Source organism: Pantoea leporis, assembly GCF_028048155.1.
Lineage (GTDB): Bacteria > Pseudomonadota > Gammaproteobacteria > Enterobacterales > Enterobacteriaceae > Pantoea > Pantoea leporis.
The window spans coordinates 157578-173187 of the sequence record NZ_JALMEU010000007.1; the positions used below are offsets into that span (position 1 = coordinate 157578).

The 15610-nt window shown below is 56.5% G+C and carries 16 protein-coding genes; 2 read left to right on the top strand and 14 right to left on the bottom strand.

The window, feature by feature from the left end; all coding sequences use genetic code 11:
• Nucleotides 1-64: 64 nt before the first annotated feature.
• Nucleotides 65-343 carry a DUF2756 domain-containing protein gene (locus tag MWH02_RS17465; protein WP_101763088.1) on the top strand — a complete coding sequence of 93 codons (279 nt, stop codon included), beginning with the start codon at nucleotides 65-67 and terminating at the stop codon, nucleotides 341-343.
• Here MWH02_RS17465 and ugpQ read toward each other — a convergent pair.
• The 10 genes from ugpQ to MWH02_RS17515 all read right to left on the bottom strand — a co-directional run bounded on the left by ugpQ (nucleotide 340) and on the right by MWH02_RS17515 (nucleotide 10413).
• On the bottom strand, nucleotides 340-1083 hold the full coding sequence (ugpQ, locus tag MWH02_RS17470) for a glycerophosphodiester phosphodiesterase (protein ID WP_110868135.1): 744 nt from the start codon (nucleotides 1081-1083) through the stop codon (nucleotides 340-342). The genes MWH02_RS17465 and ugpQ overlap by 4 nt on opposite strands.
• Nucleotides 1080-2153, bottom strand: a complete 1074-nt coding sequence (locus tag MWH02_RS17475) for a sn-glycerol-3-phosphate import ATP-binding protein UgpC (RefSeq protein ID WP_222234581.1) — start codon at nucleotides 2151-2153, stop codon at nucleotides 1080-1082. The genes ugpQ and MWH02_RS17475 overlap by 4 nt, the downstream gene beginning before the upstream one ends.
• Entirely contained in the window at nucleotides 2154-2999 is an 846-nt protein-coding gene (gene ugpE / locus MWH02_RS17480; protein WP_101763091.1) for a sn-glycerol-3-phosphate ABC transporter permease UgpE, read from the bottom strand. It lies immediately after the preceding gene.
• Nucleotides 2996-3883 (bottom strand): sn-glycerol-3-phosphate ABC transporter permease UgpA, encoded by an 888-nt coding sequence (ugpA, locus tag MWH02_RS17485; RefSeq protein WP_101763092.1) that lies wholly within the window; start codon nucleotides 3881-3883, stop codon nucleotides 2996-2998. The genes ugpE and ugpA overlap by 4 nt, the downstream gene beginning before the upstream one ends.
• Nucleotides 3884-3946: 63 nt before the next feature.
• Nucleotides 3947-5263 (bottom strand): sn-glycerol-3-phosphate ABC transporter substrate-binding protein UgpB, encoded by a 1317-nt coding sequence (gene ugpB, locus MWH02_RS17490; RefSeq protein WP_271461131.1) that lies wholly within the window; start codon nucleotides 5261-5263, stop codon nucleotides 3947-3949.
• 282 nt (nucleotides 5264-5545) lie between these two features.
• Nucleotides 5546-6259 (bottom strand): high-affinity branched-chain amino acid ABC transporter ATP-binding protein LivF, encoded by a 714-nt coding sequence (livF, locus tag MWH02_RS17495; protein ID WP_101763094.1) that lies wholly within the window; start codon nucleotides 6257-6259, stop codon nucleotides 5546-5548.
• Nucleotide 6260: 1 nt separating this feature from the next.
• Nucleotides 6261-7028 carry a high-affinity branched-chain amino acid ABC transporter ATP-binding protein LivG gene (gene livG, locus MWH02_RS17500; RefSeq protein WP_192412710.1) on the bottom strand — a complete coding sequence of 256 codons (768 nt, stop codon included), beginning with the start codon at nucleotides 7026-7028 and terminating at the stop codon, nucleotides 6261-6263.
• On the bottom strand, nucleotides 7025-8296 hold the full coding sequence (locus tag MWH02_RS17505; protein WP_110868130.1) for a high-affinity branched-chain amino acid ABC transporter permease LivM: 1272 nt from the start codon (nucleotides 8294-8296) through the stop codon (nucleotides 7025-7027). The genes livG and MWH02_RS17505 overlap by 4 nt, the downstream gene beginning before the upstream one ends.
• Nucleotides 8293-9219: a high-affinity branched-chain amino acid ABC transporter permease LivH gene (livH, locus tag MWH02_RS17510; RefSeq protein WP_101763097.1), complete on the bottom strand. Its 927-nt coding sequence runs from the start codon at nucleotides 9217-9219 to the stop codon at nucleotides 8293-8295. Before livH ends, MWH02_RS17505 begins: the two co-directional genes overlap by 4 nt.
• A 66-nt stretch (nucleotides 9220-9285) precedes the next feature.
• Nucleotides 9286-10413 carry a branched-chain amino acid ABC transporter substrate-binding protein gene (locus MWH02_RS17515; protein WP_271461132.1) on the bottom strand — a complete coding sequence of 376 codons (1128 nt, stop codon included), beginning with the start codon at nucleotides 10411-10413 and terminating at the stop codon, nucleotides 9286-9288.
• A 402-nt stretch (nucleotides 10414-10815) separates the two neighbouring features.
• Between MWH02_RS17515 and panM the strand changes: the two genes are divergently transcribed.
• Nucleotides 10816-11202: an aspartate 1-decarboxylase autocleavage activator PanM gene (gene panM / locus MWH02_RS17520; RefSeq protein WP_217550088.1), complete on the top strand. Its 387-nt coding sequence runs from the start codon at nucleotides 10816-10818 to the stop codon at nucleotides 11200-11202.
• 95 nt (nucleotides 11203-11297) lie between these two features.
• Here panM and rpoH read toward each other — a convergent pair whose 3' ends face one another.
• The 4 genes from rpoH to ftsY all read right to left on the bottom strand — a co-directional run bounded on the left by rpoH (nucleotide 11298) and on the right by ftsY (nucleotide 15487).
• Nucleotides 11298-12155, bottom strand: coding sequence for an RNA polymerase sigma factor RpoH (gene rpoH / locus MWH02_RS17525; protein WP_064737937.1), 858 nt, complete (start codon nucleotides 12153-12155; stop codon nucleotides 11298-11300).
• 239 nt (nucleotides 12156-12394) lie between these two features.
• Nucleotides 12395-13378: a permease-like cell division protein FtsX gene (gene ftsX / locus MWH02_RS17530; RefSeq protein WP_101763100.1), complete on the bottom strand. Its 984-nt coding sequence runs from the start codon at nucleotides 13376-13378 to the stop codon at nucleotides 12395-12397.
• Entirely contained in the window at nucleotides 13368-14036 is a 669-nt protein-coding gene (gene ftsE, locus MWH02_RS17535) for a cell division ATP-binding protein FtsE (RefSeq protein WP_008109888.1), read from the bottom strand. Before ftsE ends, ftsX begins: the two co-directional genes overlap by 11 nt.
• A 5-nt stretch (nucleotides 14037-14041) precedes the next feature.
• Nucleotides 14042-15487, bottom strand: a complete 1446-nt coding sequence (gene ftsY, locus MWH02_RS17540; protein ID WP_101763101.1) for a signal recognition particle-docking protein FtsY — start codon at nucleotides 15485-15487, stop codon at nucleotides 14042-14044.
• Nucleotides 15488-15610 lie beyond the last annotated feature (123 nt).

The window sequence follows — 15610 nt, forward strand, 5'->3', positions numbered from 1 at the left end:
TGCAGCGCGTGTTGCCACTTTGGCAGCATCAGCACACAGCAGGCTGCATGAATGGAGGAAGACCATGAACAAATGGCTAATTGTGATCGCAGCATTGCTGCCGTTAAGCAGCATGGCAAATACGTTGAACAGCACCAACGACCCGAACAAACCCGGCTTCAACCCGAGCCAGCAGCGGATGCAGTCGCAGATGCAGAATCAGCAGCAACAGCAGAAGCTCAGGTTGCAGCAGAATCAGCAGCAGCAAAGTCAGGATGTCCAGCGCAAGGTGCAGGAACAGCGGGATAGCGCCCAGCAGCGGGTGATTCAGTCGCAGCCGGGCCAGAAACAGCAGCAGAACTAGCGGAAGTCGGGACCGATAATATCGATGCGGTCGGTGCAGATAGCATCGACGCCCCAACTCAACAGCTCGCGCGCCCGCGCGGGCTGATTCACGGTATACACCAGAATATGCAGACCGGCCGCTTTCAGCTGCGCGGTGCGTTTGGCGTCGAGTAATTTGTGGTTGAGATGGATCGACACGCAATCCAGACGCGCGGTCAGCGCCTGCCAATCGTCGTGCCACTCATCCAGCAGCAACCCGCGCGGCAGTTCAGGTGCTGCCTCCATCGCCGCCTCCAGCGCTGCGTAAGAGAAGGAGGAGAGCAGCGGTGCGGTTTGTCCTTGCCACAGTTCGCGTGCGGCCAGCGCCACATTGCGGCCAGTTTCCACCTCCTGCCCGGTGGTGGGTTTGATCTCGATGTTCGCCATCATCTGATGCTGGCGACAACGCTCGGCCACTTCGCTCAGCAGCGCCAGCGGTTCGCCTTCGTAATCGCGGCTAAACCAGCCGCCGGCATCCAGCTGTGACAGCTTATGCCACGACAGCGCGCCCGCCACGCCCCAACCGTTGCTGGTGCGATCCAGCGTATCGTCGTGCAGCAGGAAAATTTGCTTATCTTGCGACAGCTTGGCATCAAACTCGATCATGGTGTGGCCGTGCTGCGCGCCGACATCAATTGCCGCGAGGGTATTTTCCGGGGCCAGTTTGCCGCCGCCGCGATGCGCGACAATGTGCGGATAAGGCCAGTTGTGTTGACTCATTCCAGACGCTTTCCATAGGTTGAATCGAAGAAGTGTAACGCATCTGACGGCAGATGCAGCCACAAGGTGCTGCCCGCCAGCGGGCGCTCGCTGTGTGGCAAACGGACCACCATGCGTGCGTTACCGATGCGGCCGTGCGCCAGATTGTCCGCGCCGAGCATCTCCAGCGTTTCAACCACCAGCGGAATGCCGCCCGCATCGCGGCTGCTGAGTTTAATGTGTTCGGGACGAATGCCGAGCGTCAGCAGGCGATTGGCCCATTTGGCTCTGCTCTCGCCCAGCAGCAAGCTGTTAAGCGCATCCAGCGTGAAACGCGTGCCGTCGCTGCTGATTTGCCCTGGCAGCAAATTCATGGCGGGCGCGCCGATAAACGAGGCAACAAACTGGCTGGCCGGACGCTCGTAGACTTCCACCGGCGTGCCCACCTGCTCCACCACGCCTTTGTTCATGACCATCACGCGTTGCGCCAGCGTCATCGCTTCTACCTGGTCGTGCGTCACGTAGATGCTGGTGGTTTTCAGGCGGCGATGCAGCTGTTGCAGCTCAAGACGCATCTGCACGCGCAGGCGCGCATCCAGATTCGACAGCGGCTCATCAAACAGGAAAACCGCCGGTTCACGCACGATAGCGCGCCCCATCGCCACGCGCTGACGCTGCCCGCCCGACAGCTCACGCGGGCGGCGATGCAGCAGATGATCCAGTTCGAGGCTGCGCGCGGCTTCCATCACGCGCTGATCAATCTGCACTTTGCCCATGCCGCGAATTTTCAGGCCATACGCCATGTTTTCGCCCACCGTCATGTGCGGATAGAGCGCGTAGTTCTGGAACACCATGGCGATGCCGCGATCTTTCGGCTCCATGTGGGTGACGCGTTTGTCGTCGATGTAGATGTCGCCCGACGATACGCGCTCAAGGCCCGCCACCATGCGCAGCAGCGTCGATTTACCGCAGCCGGAAGGGCCGACCATCACCATAAATTCGCCATCGTTAATGGTGATATTCAGGGGCTGAATGATCTGATTTTTTCCGTCGTACGATTTGGTAACGGTCTGAAGGGTTACGCCTGCCATTTATTTATCACTCTCTACCAGGCCACGCACAAACGCACGTTGCATCACGAGTACCACCACCACCGGTGGAATCAGGGTTAATAACATTGCCGCCATCACTTCATTCCACTGCGTCGGCCCGCCGCTGCTGTTGATCATGCTTTTCACTCCGGCGACGGCGGTGCTGAGGCTGGCATCGTTGATGATCAGCAGCGGCCACAGATATTGGTTCCAGCCGTAGATAAAGGTGATCACGAAGAGCGCGGCGAGATTGGTTTTGGACAGCGGTAACACAATGTCCCAGAAGAAGCGCATCGGGCTGGCACCGTCGATACGCGCCGCCTCAATCAGCTCGTCCGGCAGTGACATAAAGAACTGACGGAACAGGAAAGTGGCCGTCGCCGATGCCATCAGCGGCAGCGTTAAGCCGCTGTAGCTGTCGAGCATATTCAGCGTCGAAATCACTTCCACCGTTGGGAAAATACGCACTTCCACCGGCAGCATCAGGGTGATGAAAATCAGCCAGAAAAACAGCGAGCGCAGCGGGAAGCGGAACCACACCAGCGCGAAGGCGGAGAGCATCGAGACGCTGATTTTGCCAATGGTGATGCCGAGCGCCATCAGCAGGCTGTTGAGCATCATCATGCCAAATGCCGGGCCGTTGCCATTCACGCCATGCGTCCAGATCCGCGCGATGTTCTCCCACAAATGCGTACCCGGCAGCAGCGTCATCGGCACCTGATACACCGCCTCGTTATCCAGCGTCGCCGCGACAAAAGCGATGTAGAGCGGGAACAGAATGGTCAGCACGCCCAGCACCAGCAAGGTATGGCTGAAGATGTCCAGCCCGCGTCGATTCTCAATCATTGGTATTGCACCTTACGCTCGACAAAGCGGAATTGCAGGATAGTCAGGCCAATCACCAGCAGCATCAACACCACCGATTGCGCGGCGGAGGAAGAGAGATCCAGCCCGGTGAAGCCTTCGCGATAGATTTTGTAGATCAGCGTGGTGGTGGCCTGCACCGGCCCGCCGCCGGTGGCGGCATCGATCACCGGGAAGGTATCGAAGAAGGCATACACCAGATTGACCACCAGCAGGAAAAAGCTCACCGGCGTAATCAGCGGCAGGGATAAATTGAAGAAGCGACGCACCGGACCGGCGCCATCGATCGCTGCCGCTTCCACCAGCGATTTGGGAATCGACTGCAGCGCGGCGAAGAAAAACAGGAAGTTGTAGCTCATTTGCTGCCAGATCGACGCCAGCACAATCAGGAACATCGCCTGACCGCTGTTTTGCGCGTAGTTCCAGTTGTAGCCCATTTGGTTCAGCAGATGGCTGAACAAACCGAGGCCCGGATTAAACAGGAACATCCACAGCACCGCCGCTACTACCGGCGCCACCGCGTACGGCAGCAGCAGCAAGGTTTGGTAAAGCTTGCGCAGGCGAATCACGTAATCCACCAGCGCCGCCAGCAGCAGGGAAAAGGTCATGCCGCAAATCGTGACCAGCGCACTGAATTCAATGGTGGTCCAAAAGGACGCCAGATAGTACTCGTCGCTGAACAGGCGTTTAAAGTTCGCCATTCCGACGAATGTGCTGGAGATGCCAAAAGGATCAATGCTTTGCAGCGAATACCACAAGGCTTCACCGGCTGGCCACAGAAAGAAGATGGCCGTGATCACCAGTTGCGGCAGCAGCAGCAAATAGGGCAGAAAACGGGAGCGAAATACCGGGCGCGATGAGGACATAGCAGGCTCAATCCAGGAGAAAAATCGGGGCGAACGCCAGGCGTCGGCCCCGAGATAACAGCGTTACTTCACTTGCTGCTCAAAACGGCGCAGCAGTTCGTTACCGCGCTTCACAGCGTTATCCAGCGCGGCTTGCGGTGCCTGTTTGCCGGTCCACACGCCTTCCAGCTCTTCGTCCACGATGGTACGAATCTGTGGCATGTTGCCCAGACGCATGCCTTTGGTGAACGGCAGCGGATCTTTGTTCAGCATCTGACGCGTAGCGATGTCTGCGCCGGGGTTCTTGTCATAGAAGCCCTGTTGCTTAGTCAGTTCGTATGCGGCGGTGGTGATAGGCAGGTAACCGGTTTTCTGATGCCATTCGGCAGCGATTTCCGGCTGTGCGAGGAACTTCATGAACTCCGCCGCGCCTTTGTAGGTGTTGGCATCTTTGCCTTTCATCACCCACAGGCTCGCGCCGCCAATGATGGCGTTTTGCGGTGAATTTGGAACGGTTTCATCGTACGGCATCATGCCAACGCCGAAGTTAAATTTGGCGTAGTGTTTGATATCGGCCAGCGAACCGGACGACGCGGTGGTGATGCCGCAATCGCCGTTATAAAACTTGGCGGTGGATTCATCTTTGCGGCCGAAGTAGGTGAAATCCCCCTTCTTGTTCATCGCTTCCAGCATTTCGATATGGCGCACCTGCACCGGCTTGTTGAATTCCAGTACCGCATCGGTACCGTCAAAGCCGTTGTTTTTGGTGGCGACCGGCAGCGCATGCCAGGCGCTGAAGTTTTCAATCTGAATCCAGCCCTGCCAGCCGCTGGCGTAACCGCAGGTCAGGCCCGCTTTGCGTAGCGCTTCGGCGTCTTTCGCCAGCTCCTGCCAGGTTTTTGGTGGCTGATCCGGGTTCAGACCGGCTTTTTTGAACGCATCTTTGTTGTAGTACAGCACCGGCGTGGAGCTGTTGAACGGCTGCGAGATCAGCTGGCCTTTGCTGTCGCTGTAGTAACCGGCAACGGCTGGCACGAACTGTTTCGGATCCATCTGCACGCCAGCGTCTTTAAACACCTGGTTGACCGGCACGATAGCTTTCGACGCCATCATGGTCGCCGTACCGACTTCATACACCTGCAGCAGCGCAGGCGCTTTACCGGCGCGCACCGCCGCGATACCCGCTGCTAAGCTCTGCTCGTAGTTGCCTTTGTAAGTCGGAACGATTTTGTAATCGGGATGAGCCTGGTTAAAACGTTGTGCCAGAGAATCAACTTCTTTGCCTAACTCGCCTTCCATTGAGTGCCAGAAAGGGATCTCAGTTGCAGCCAGCGCATTACCGCTGAGCGCCAGGCCGAGCACGACACTCATCAGGCGGGGACGAAGCGTAAAAGCGGACATAAGGTTTTTCCTGTGCTGTTAAGTACGCGCGAATGCGCGCATTTTTTAGTTCGCGACGTAACATGACACGGGGAAATGACGGATTAATAACAGGTTTATGACGGGGATGTGACAGGTGGGTTAGGAGTGCTGGCTGGTACGTGCTGGCTGTCCCCCTCCTCGGTCCTCCCCCATTAATGGGGAGGAAGATGCTGCCATATGTTCGTTCTGAAGCTGCATGTGGCAGCGTCTCCTTCCCCCGCTTGCGGGGGAAGGCCGGGATGGGGGACAGCGAGCACCAACTTAAGCGCCTAAATAAGCACTCCGCACCGCTTCGTTGGACAGCAGTGCTTCGCCGCTGTCCTCCAGCACCACGTGGCCGTTCTCTAGCACATAGCCGCGATCTGCCAGCTTCAGCGCCTGGTTGGCGTTCTGCTCGACGAGGAAGATGGTCATGCCCTCTTTACGCAGCTGCTCAATGGTGTCGAAGATCTGCTGAATGATAATCGGCGCCAAACCCAACGACGGCTCATCCAGCAGCAGCAAACGCGGCTGGCTCATCAACGCGCGACCAATCGCCAGCATCTGCTGCTCACCGCCAGACATAGTGCCCGCGCGCTGTGCTTTACGTTCTGCCAGCCGTGAAAACAGCTGATAAACGCGATCGATACGCTCCAGATACTGCTGACGCGTGGCGAAAAAACCGCCCATCGCCAGGTTCTCTTCCACCGTCATGCGCGAAAACACCCGACGGCCTTCCGGCACGATGGCAATCGCTTCACGCATGATTTTCGCGGTTTGCCAGTCGGTGATCGTTTTACCATCAAAGGTGATGGTGCCGCTGGTGGCGCGTGGTTCGCCACACAAGGTGCCGAGCAGCGTGGTTTTACCCGCGCCGTTGGCACCGATCAGCGTGACGATTTCACCCTGATTGATGTGCAGATTAATGTTATGCAGCGCCTGAATCGGACCGTAATGGGCGCTGACATTCTGCAAAGTTAAAATCGGGTTTGCCATGTTACGCCTCACCTAAATAAGCACGGATCACATCCGGATTGTTACGCACCTGTTCCGGCGTGCCGTTAGCCAGCGGCGTTCCCTGATTAACCACGTAAATGCGGTCAGAAATGCCCATCACCAACTTCATATCGTGTTCAATCAGCAGCACGGAAACCTTGTGCTCACCGCGCAGTTCGGCGATCAGCTCATCAAGTTCGTGCGTTTCACGCGGGTTAAGACCCGCCGCCGGTTCATCCAGCATCAGGATTTCCGGACGCGTCACCATGCAGCGCGCAATCTCCAGACGACGCTGCTGACCGTAAGCAAGGTTACCCGCCTGACGGTTAGCCAGATCCAGCAAACCGATGCGTTCAAGCCAGGTTGCCGCGCGATCCAGCGCTTCGCTCTCACCGCGACGGAAAGCCGGGGTTTTGAACAAGCCGGAGAACACGCCGCTTTTCAGGTGCTGATGTTGTGCCACCAGCAGGTTCTCAATCACCGTCATTTCACGGAACAGACGCACATGCTGAAAGGTACGCACAATGCCCATACGCGCAATCTTCTGGCCCGGCAAACCTTGCAGCGGCTGATCGCGCAGTTTGATGGTACCGCCGGTCGGCTTGTAGAAACCGGTCAGGCAGTTGAACACCGTGGTTTTACCGGCACCGTTCGGGCCGATCAGCGAAACAATTTCCTGTGGATGCAGCTCAAGCGCCACGTTGTTGACGGCTAACAGGCCGCCGAAGCGCATCATCAGGCCTTCAACGGCTAATAAAGGCTGACTCATGCCTGCTCTCCTTGTTTACTGCTTTTCATCTTCAGATGCGGACGCTTCATCGGCAGCAGACCTTGCGGACGCCATATCATCATCAGCACCATCAAACCGCCGAGCACCAGCATGCTGTACTCGTTCAAATCACGCATTAGCTCGCGTGATACCACCAGCAGAATCGCTGCAAGGATCACTGCCAGCTGCGAACCCATGCCGCCCAACACCACAATCGCCAGCACAAAGGCCGATTCGACGAAGGTGAAGGATTCCGGGCTGACGAAGCCCTGACGTGCAGCGAACAGCGTCCCCGCGAAGCCGGCGAACACGGCGCTGATGGTGAAAGCCGTCAGCTTGATGCGCGTTGGGCTCAGGCCGAGCGAACGGCAGGCGATCTCATCTTCACGCAACGCTTCCCACGCGCGGCCCAGCGGCATACGCAGTAAACGGTTGATCACAAACAGCGTCAGCACCACCAGCAGCAGCGCCACCAGATAGAGGAAAATCACGCGGTCGCTGGGATCGTATTTCAGGCCGAAGAAATCATGGAAAGTGCTCCAGCCGCCTTCACTGACGCGGCGGCCAAACTCCAGACCAAACAGACTTGGCTTGGGAATCTGCGCGATGCCGTTCGGGCCGCCGGTGATCGCGGTATTATTCAGCAGCAGAATACGCACGATTTCACCGAAGCCGAGCGTGACGATCGCCAGATAGTCACCGCGCAGGCGCAGCACCGGGAAGCCGAGCATCAGGCCAAACGCACCGGCGACTAAACCGGCCAGCGGCAGACTTTCCCAGAAACCAAAACCGTAATAGTGATTAAGCAACGCGAAGGTGTAAGCGCCGATGGCGTAGAAACCGCCGTAGCCTAGCACCAGCAAACCAGACAAACCCACCACCACGTTCAATCCGAGCCCGAGCATTACGTAGATTAGCGTCAGCGTGGCGATATCGACGCTGCCGCGCGAGACCAGAAACGGCCAGATAACGGCGGCGGCAATCACCAGCGCCATCAACAGCTTCTGCTTTGGCGTTGATCCATCAAAACCCGGCAGAACAAAACCTTTGCCGCTGCGTTTGAATTTACCCTGCACCAGCGGACGCAGCAGCTGGAAGACAAACACCACCGCACAACCCATGAAGATCCAGTTCCAGCGCACCGCGCCCGCATTGGCGACCACCAGTTTGGTGCCGTCCAGATCGAGGCGCACGCCCATAAAGAAAGTAGCGAGAATCAGCAACATCACCGTGGAGATCACGGCGTTGACCAAACCGAGGCGTTTCATACTTTCTCCACCTCCGGACGGCCAAGAATCCCGGTTGGCATTACCAGCAGCACCACAATCAGCAGCGCGAAGGAGACCACATCTTTATATTCGGTCGACAGATACGCCGAGGTAAGCGCTTCTGCGATACCCAGCACCAGGCCGCCAATCATCGCGCCCGGAATACTGCCGATACCGCCCAATACTGCGGCGGTGAAGGCTTTCATCCCGGCCATAAAGCCGATGAACGGGTTAATCGAGCCGTAGAATTGACCGAGTAATACGCCCGCTACCGCCGCCATCGCCGCACCAATGATAAAGGTGAGAGAGATAACACGGTCGGTGTTGATGCCCAGCAGGCTGGCCATTTTCAGGTCTTCTGCACAGGCGCGGCAGGCGCGGCCCATGCGCGAATAACGGATAAACAGCGTCAGCGCCAGCATCGACAGGAAGGTCACCACCCAAATCACCAGTTGCATGGTGGAGAGCGTGGCCGCAAAGCCGTTGCTCTCGCCCAACGTCCACTGGCCGGTGATCAGGCTTGGCAGCGCAAGATCGCGCGAGCCTTGCGTCAGGCTGACGTAGTTTTGCAGGAAGATCGACATCCCGATCGCGGAGATCAGTGCGATCAGGCGCTTGGACGATCGCACTGGCCGGTACGCCACGCGCTCGATGCTCCAGCCATAGGCGCTGGAGATGATCACCGCCATCACGAAACCAGCGGCGATCATCAGCCACGAGGTATCGATGCCCATCATCATCAGGGCGGCAATCACGATAAAGGAGACATAGCTACCGATCATGTACACCTCGCCGTGGGCGAAGTTGATCATGCCGATAATGCCGTAAACCATGGTGTAACCGATGGCGATCAGCGCGTAGGTGCTCCCGAGGGTCACCCCGTTGAACATCTGCTGAATAAAATAGAGAAACTGCTCGGACATAGTGAGGACCTGCTCTGGAGCTGAATAATTCCCTCTCCCGCGTGCGGGAAAGGGAATTTTGGGGGATTACTTAACTGCGGTAGAAGAGCCGTCTTTGTGCCATTTGAAGACACCAAATTCGAAGCCCTTCAGGTCACCTTTCTCATCCCAGTTCAGGTTGCCCATCACGGTTGGAACGGCAGCGCCCTCTTTCAGGTTCTTCGCAATTGCATCAGGCTCATCGCTCTTGCTGCGTTCGATTCCGGCCACCAGCGACTGAATCGCCGCGTAGGTGGTCCAGACGAACGGACCGGTTGGATCTTTGCGGTTAGACGCGGTGTTGGCTTTAATCGCATCAACAATCGCCTTGTTCTCTAGCAGCTGGTCATAACGTTTCGGCAGGGTCACGAACAGGCCTTCAGACGCATCGCCAGCGATGTTAGACAGAGAAGCATTGCCCACGCCTTCCGGACCCATGAAGCCGGCATTCAGGCCAGCGGATTTTGCCTGACGCAGAATCTGGCCCAGCTCCGGGTAATAGCCACCGTAGTAAACGAAATCGACGTTTTCTTTCTTCAGACGCGCAATCAGCGTGGAGAAGTCTTTATCACCGGCGGTGATACCTTCAAACAGCACCACGTTGCCGCCTTTGGCTTTCAGGGTTTTCTGCACCGATTCCGCCAGGCCCTGACCATATTGCTGTTTGTCATGCACCACAGCGATACGTTTTGGCTTGATGTGGTCGAGGATGTAGGTCGCCGCCGTTGGGCCCTGATCGGAATCCAGACCGGTAGTACGCAGCACGTCAGCATAGCCACGCGCAGTCAGTTCAGGCGCGGTAGCGGCTGGGGTGATCATCAGCACGCCTTCATCGTTATAGATGTCTGAAGCTGGCTGAGTAGAGGAGGAGCACAGATGGCCGATAACGTATTTGATGCCGTCGTTAACCACTTTGTTGGCAACCGCAACCGCTTGTTTCGGGTCACAGGCATCGTCATATTCCACGCCAACCAGTTTGTCACCGTTAACGCCGCCTTTGGCGTTGATGTCCTTAATCGCCTGCGCGGCACCGGTAAACTGCATGTCACCGTACTGCGCGACCGGACCGGTTGATGCGCCTACGATGGCAATTTTGATGTCTTTAGCCAGCGCCGCATGGCTCATCGCCAGGGCAACGCAGCCCGCCAGTAATGCGCGTCCTTTACTCATTTTCATGCGAACTTCCCCATCTGTTGTGTCGTGTATGTTGTGATTGTTTATTTTCTGCCAGTCAAAGAGGAAAACTCATTCTGCAATAATGGGTTAGCGCGCTTTTCTGGCATTTATAGGTAATAAGGCTTTATTTTTCAGGTTATTAAACAGGAACTTTCTTCTGTAAATCAACTGACATATTCAGAATTGACTGAGTGGATCAGCAGAATCGTCTGGTTGTTATGGCCGATTTTTCAACAGGATACCAGCGCGTTATGCTGGCTTTTTCAACTATCGTTGATGGCTTACTCCACAATCCTGGCAAACTGACCGGCATTTGACCTATTTTCATCAGAAAAAAGTGACAGCGCTCTGACTGTCTAAATTCGCTACACTATCGCCTTTGCACTAGTACAGGTATTAGGTATGAAGCTGACAATCCAGCGCTTAGCATCGTTAACCGCTCAGGATCGTATCGATTTAGCTAAAGTCTGGCCGGAAATCGATATTGTGCAACTGGAAGCACAACTCAGCGACACGCAGCGTTTGTATGCGGCGCGTTTTAACGACCGATTACTGGCGGCGCTGCAGCTGACCCTCAGCGGCACGCAGGGGAAAATTACCCACCTCAACGTTCGCGAAGTCACGCGTCGACGTGGCGTGGGGCAATACTTGCTGGAAGAGACGATCGCGCAGAATAGCGCGTTAGCAGATTGGTGGATTGCCGATGACGGCGACGCCGAACAGGGGGTGCGTGCGGCGTTTATGCAGGCTTGTGGTTTTCGTGCGCAGGCTGATGGTTGGGTACGTTGAAAGGATGTCGCGCGGAATGCCTGAACGTGATGCGTAGCGACCAGGTAATAAAAAGGGCGACTTAAAAGTCGCCCCGTTTTTCCACCCGATCACTATCAGGCTTCAATCGCCACACGCAGTTTCTTCATGGCGTTCTTTTCCAGCTGACGCACGCGCTCCGCAGAGACGCCGTATTTGTCGGCCAACTCCTGCAGCGTGGTTTTGTTGTCATCGTCCAGCCAGCGGGCACGGATAATGTCCTGACTACGCTCGTCGAGGCTCAGCATCGCATCGCTCAGCTTATCAGCCGCATGTGCATCCCAGTTGTCCTCTTCGATGCCATCGGCAAAGTCAGAGGTTTTATCCTGCAGATACAGCACCGGCGCCATCGCTTTGCCTTCGCCTGCTTCGTCATCAGACGACATGTCGAAAGTCATATCCTGCGCAGCCATGCGCGATTCCATTTCCAGCACGTCTTTACTGCTCACGCCCAGCTCGCGTGCGACCATTTCTACTTCGTCCTGGTTAAACCAACCGAGACGCTGTTTGCTTTTACGCAGGTTAAAGAACAGCTTGCGCTGCGCTTTGGTGGTCGCGACTTTCACGATACGCCAGTTACGCAGCACGTATTCGTGAATCTCTGCTTTAATCCAGTGCACGGCGAACGACACCAGACGCACGCCGACTTCAGGGTTGAAGCGACGCACCGCCTTCATCAGGCCGATGTTACCTTCCTGAATCAGGTCCGCCTGCGGCAAGCCGTAACCGGAGTAGTTACGAGCAATATGAACAACAAAGCGCAGGTGAGACAGGATCAGCGTCTTTGCTGCATCCAGATCGCCCTGGTAATGCAGCCGCTCAGCCAATGCTTTTTCCTCTTCTGCCGTCAGCACCGGCCAGTTGTTGGCAGCCCGAACGTAAGATTCCAGGTTACCCAGAGGAGCAATCGCTAAAGTTTGCATTTCTTTGGTCATTCAAACCCTCACAAATTCAATGGACTTGCTGCACAGTTCCTTGCGCAGACGCTACATTATGTCAACGTCGCGAAAAAACCAGAAGCAATCTGTGCTACTTGGACGACAAAGTTATCCACAAGTTCAATTATAGCAGTGAATATTTTACACACAGATGACGGCGGGGGATATAGGAGAATTCCTCTGCTCCCAGGTCGTCGGCAGCAGAGGAAGAGTATAGCAAAAAACGTTGCTTTTGGTTACTGCGGCGTAAAACGGCGTAAATGTTGCACTGTTGCCAGCCAGGCGGCAATCCAGCCGATGATGGCGGCGATCAGCAGTAACAGCAGCCCTTCATCCCAGGAAAAACCCTCCAGCACAAAGGTGGTACCGAATACGGTTGCTACTTGCGCCACCACCGATTGCAGGCGCAACACCAGCACTTCGGAGAGCAGCAGCGACAGTACCGCACCGCCCAAACCTAACAGCGCACCGCCGTACAGGAATGGACGCAGGATAAAGCCGTCGGTGGCACCAATCAGCTTCTGCACGTTAATTGTATCGCGCCGCGCAAAGATGCTGAGCCGCACGCTGTTGCCGATCACCAGGAACACCGCAACCACCATCAGCAGGCCGATCATTGAGGCAATCTGCCCTACCAGCCCGGTTAGCGCCGCTAAACGCGCGAACCAGCTGTCATCCATACGCACTTCATCAACGCCCTGCACTTTAGATACGCGATCGCGCAGATTCGCCATGGTGTCCGAATTCTGGAAATTAAGTTTCGGCGTGATGATGGCCACCGCCGGCAGCGGATTCTGCTCCAGCATGTCCATCGAACCACCAAAACCAGACCAGTTGCGGAACTCATTCAACGCTTCTTCACGCGTCAGATAGTTGACGTTGTCCACGCCATCGAGCTGCTTGAGCTGCGCGGTGACATTCTCCGCTGCAGTGTCATCCAGCGCTTTATCCAGATAAACCGTTAGCTGCGGCGCGGGATACCACTGCGTCGCCGCCTGGCTGACGTTCTTCCACACCATGTAGCATACGCTCGGCAGCGTCAGGGAAATGGCGATCACCATCACCGTCAGCAGCGTCGCCAGCGGCTGACGCCACATATCCGACAGCGTGCCGCGCAGCGCATAGCGCCACTGTTCCTGCCAGCCGCCTTTCAGCGCCTTGCTTTTAGAGGGCTGCTTCGCTTTCGGCGCTGGTGCGCGCTTGTTGCGTTTATTGACCATCGTGGCCTCCGTGCAGACGTCCCTGATTAAGCGTCATCACGCGGTAATTCCGGCGTGCAATCAGCCCGACATCGTGCGTTGCCATCAACACCGTGACACCAACGCGGTTGAACTCTTCGAACAGGCGCAAGATATCTTCCGACAGCGCATTGTCGAGGTTACCGGTGGGTTCATCCGCCAGCAGCACCGCAGGCTTGTTCACCACCGCGCGGGCAATGCCGACGCGCTGCTGTTCACCGCCAGAGAGCTGAATCGGATAGCTTTTCGCTTTGTCGAGCAGGCCGACTTTATCCAGCGCGGCCGACACGCGCCGACGAATATCTTCGCCGCTGGCACCGGAAATAATCAGCGGGATCGCCACGTTGTCGTAGACCGAACGATCCATCAACAAATGGTGATCCTGGAAAATCATGCCGATTTGACGTCGCAGGAAAGGCACTTCGCTGTGACGCAGACGCGAAATATCGTGGCCGCTAAACCAGATCTGCCCGGCGCTCGGGCGCTCAATGCCACAAATCAGCTTTAGTAAGGTACTTTTCCCCGCACCGGAATGGCCGGTCAGGAACGCCATTTCGCCGGGACGCAGATGGAAATCCACTCCCTGCAGCGCCTGACGTCCTCCCAGGTAAGCTTTACTGACCTCTTCAAAGCGAATCATCCCAATCATTCCTCTCGGGCAAACAGTGCCTCAATAAAGTCTGCGGCCTTAAACGGCCGTAAATCCTCGATGCCTTCCCCAACACCGATATAACGAATCGGAATGCCGAACTGATCGGCAACCGAGAAGATCACGCCGCCTTTGGCGGTTCCATCCAGTTTCGTCAGGGTGATGCCGGTCAGGCCCACCGCTTCATGGAACAGTTTGGCCTGGCTGATAGCGTTTTGCCCGGTGCTGGCGTCGAGCGTCAGCATCACTTCATGCGGCGCATCTTCGTCCAGCTTCTTCATCACGCGGGTAATTTTCTTCAGCTCTTCCATCAGGTGCGATTTGTTCTGCAGACGACCAGCGGTATCGGCGATCAGTACATCCACATTGCGCGACTTGGCCGCCTGGATGGCGTCAAAAATCACCGAGGCAGAATCTGCGCCGGTATGCTGCGCCACCACAGGAATGTTGTTGCGCTGGCCCCAAACCTGCAGCTGCTCAACGGCGGCGGCACGGAAGGTATCGCCCGCTGCCAGCATCACCGATTTGCCCTGCGCCTGATACTGACGCGCCAGCTTACCGATGGTGGTGGTTTTACCCACGCCGTTGACGCCCACCATCAGGATGACGAATGGCGTTTTGCCACCCACTTCCAGCGGCTGATCCACTTTTTCCAGAATACCGGACATTTCCGCTTTCAGCAGGCCATACAGCGCTTCCGCATCGCGTAGCTGCTTGCGGTTGGCCTGTTGTGTCAGATTGGTGATGATGCGGCGGGTGGTTTCGACGCCAACGTCGGCAATCAGCAGCTGCTCTTCCAGCTCTTCAAACAGATCGTCATCGATTTTCTTGCCGCGGAACAGGCTGATAAAGCCCGAACCGAGGTTTTCGCGGGTTTTTACCAGGCTGCGTTTCAGTCGGGCGAAGAAGCCCTCTTTGGTCGGACGCTCCTGCTCCTGCGCGATGATTGGCGCAGCGGCCAGCGGCAGATCGCTCACGGTATCCTGCGTGGCTTCGGCTAGCTCAGCATCTTCCGCATAGGTTTCCGCTAACGCCAGCGCTTCCAGTTCTTCGTCAGTTAATGGCGCTTCTTCGTGCAGTTCAGGCTCATCAATTGCCAGCTCTTCCAGCTGCGGCTCTTCTTCGATAGGTGCCACATCCGGCGCTGCTATCTCTTCTGGCAGCACCTCTTCAACGATTGCGGTAACCGGCTCAGGTTCCTGCGGCTCGATGACCGGCTCTTCAATCAGTTCCGGTTCAACCTGCTGCTGTTCCGCCACCTGTTCGGTGACGGCGACGGTTTCAACAGCCTGCGCTTCGGCGCGATCGAGCGCACTCTCTTCAACGGCAGGCTCAGCGACCACCTCGGCAGTTTGCTGCTGCTCTTCAGCAGGTTGTTGCGTCTCTTCTTCTTTGCCAAAGCCTAACCAGGAAAAAAAGCCGCGTTTTTTCTCTTTTGCCATTGTGTGACCCTACTCCTCGATGGCTTATTCCCGGTAGCACGCTTGTTCCCAGGGGATAAAATATTCAATTTTAAGCGGGTGAGCGGCGTAAAAATCAGGTAATTACGCGCGCTATACCAACTC

Coding starts and splice junctions, on each gene's coding strand:
- MWH02_RS17465 (WP_101763088.1), top strand. CDS start 65: ATGAACAAATGGCTAATTGTGATCGCAGCATTGCTGCCGTTAAGCAGC.
- ugpQ (WP_110868135.1), bottom strand. CDS start 1,083: ATGAGTCAACACAACTGGCCTTATCCGCACATTGTCGCGCATCGCGGC.
- MWH02_RS17475 (WP_222234581.1), bottom strand. CDS start 2,153: ATGGCAGGCGTAACCCTTCAGACCGTTACCAAATCGTACGACGGAAAA.
- ugpE (WP_101763091.1), bottom strand. CDS start 2,999: ATGATTGAGAATCGACGCGGGCTGGACATCTTCAGCCATACCTTGCTG.
- ugpA (WP_101763092.1), bottom strand. CDS start 3,883: ATGTCCTCATCGCGCCCGGTATTTCGCTCCCGTTTTCTGCCCTATTTG.
- ugpB (WP_271461131.1), bottom strand. CDS start 5,263: ATGTCCGCTTTTACGCTTCGTCCCCGCCTGATGAGTGTCGTGCTCGGC.
- livF (WP_101763094.1), bottom strand. CDS start 6,259: ATGGCAAACCCGATTTTAACTTTGCAGAATGTCAGCGCCCATTACGGT.
- livG (WP_192412710.1), bottom strand. CDS start 7,028: ATGAGTCAGCCTTTATTAGCCGTTGAAGGCCTGATGATGCGCTTCGGC.
- MWH02_RS17505 (WP_110868130.1), bottom strand. CDS start 8,296: ATGAAACGCCTCGGTTTGGTCAACGCCGTGATCTCCACGGTGATGTTG.
- livH (WP_101763097.1), bottom strand. CDS start 9,219: ATGTCCGAGCAGTTTCTCTATTTTATTCAGCAGATGTTCAACGGGGTG.
- MWH02_RS17515 (WP_271461132.1), bottom strand. CDS start 10,413: ATGAAAATGAGTAAAGGACGCGCATTACTGGCGGGCTGCGTTGCCCTG.
- panM (WP_217550088.1), top strand. CDS start 10,816: ATGAAGCTGACAATCCAGCGCTTAGCATCGTTAACCGCTCAGGATCGT.
- rpoH (WP_064737937.1), bottom strand. CDS start 12,155: ATGACCAAAGAAATGCAAACTTTAGCGATTGCTCCTCTGGGTAACCTG.
- ftsX (WP_101763100.1), bottom strand. CDS start 13,378: ATGGTCAATAAACGCAACAAGCGCGCACCAGCGCCGAAAGCGAAGCAG.
- ftsE (WP_008109888.1), bottom strand. CDS start 14,036: ATGATTCGCTTTGAAGAGGTCAGTAAAGCTTACCTGGGAGGACGTCAG.
- ftsY (WP_101763101.1), bottom strand. CDS start 15,487: ATGGCAAAAGAGAAAAAACGCGGCTTTTTTTCCTGGTTAGGCTTTGGC.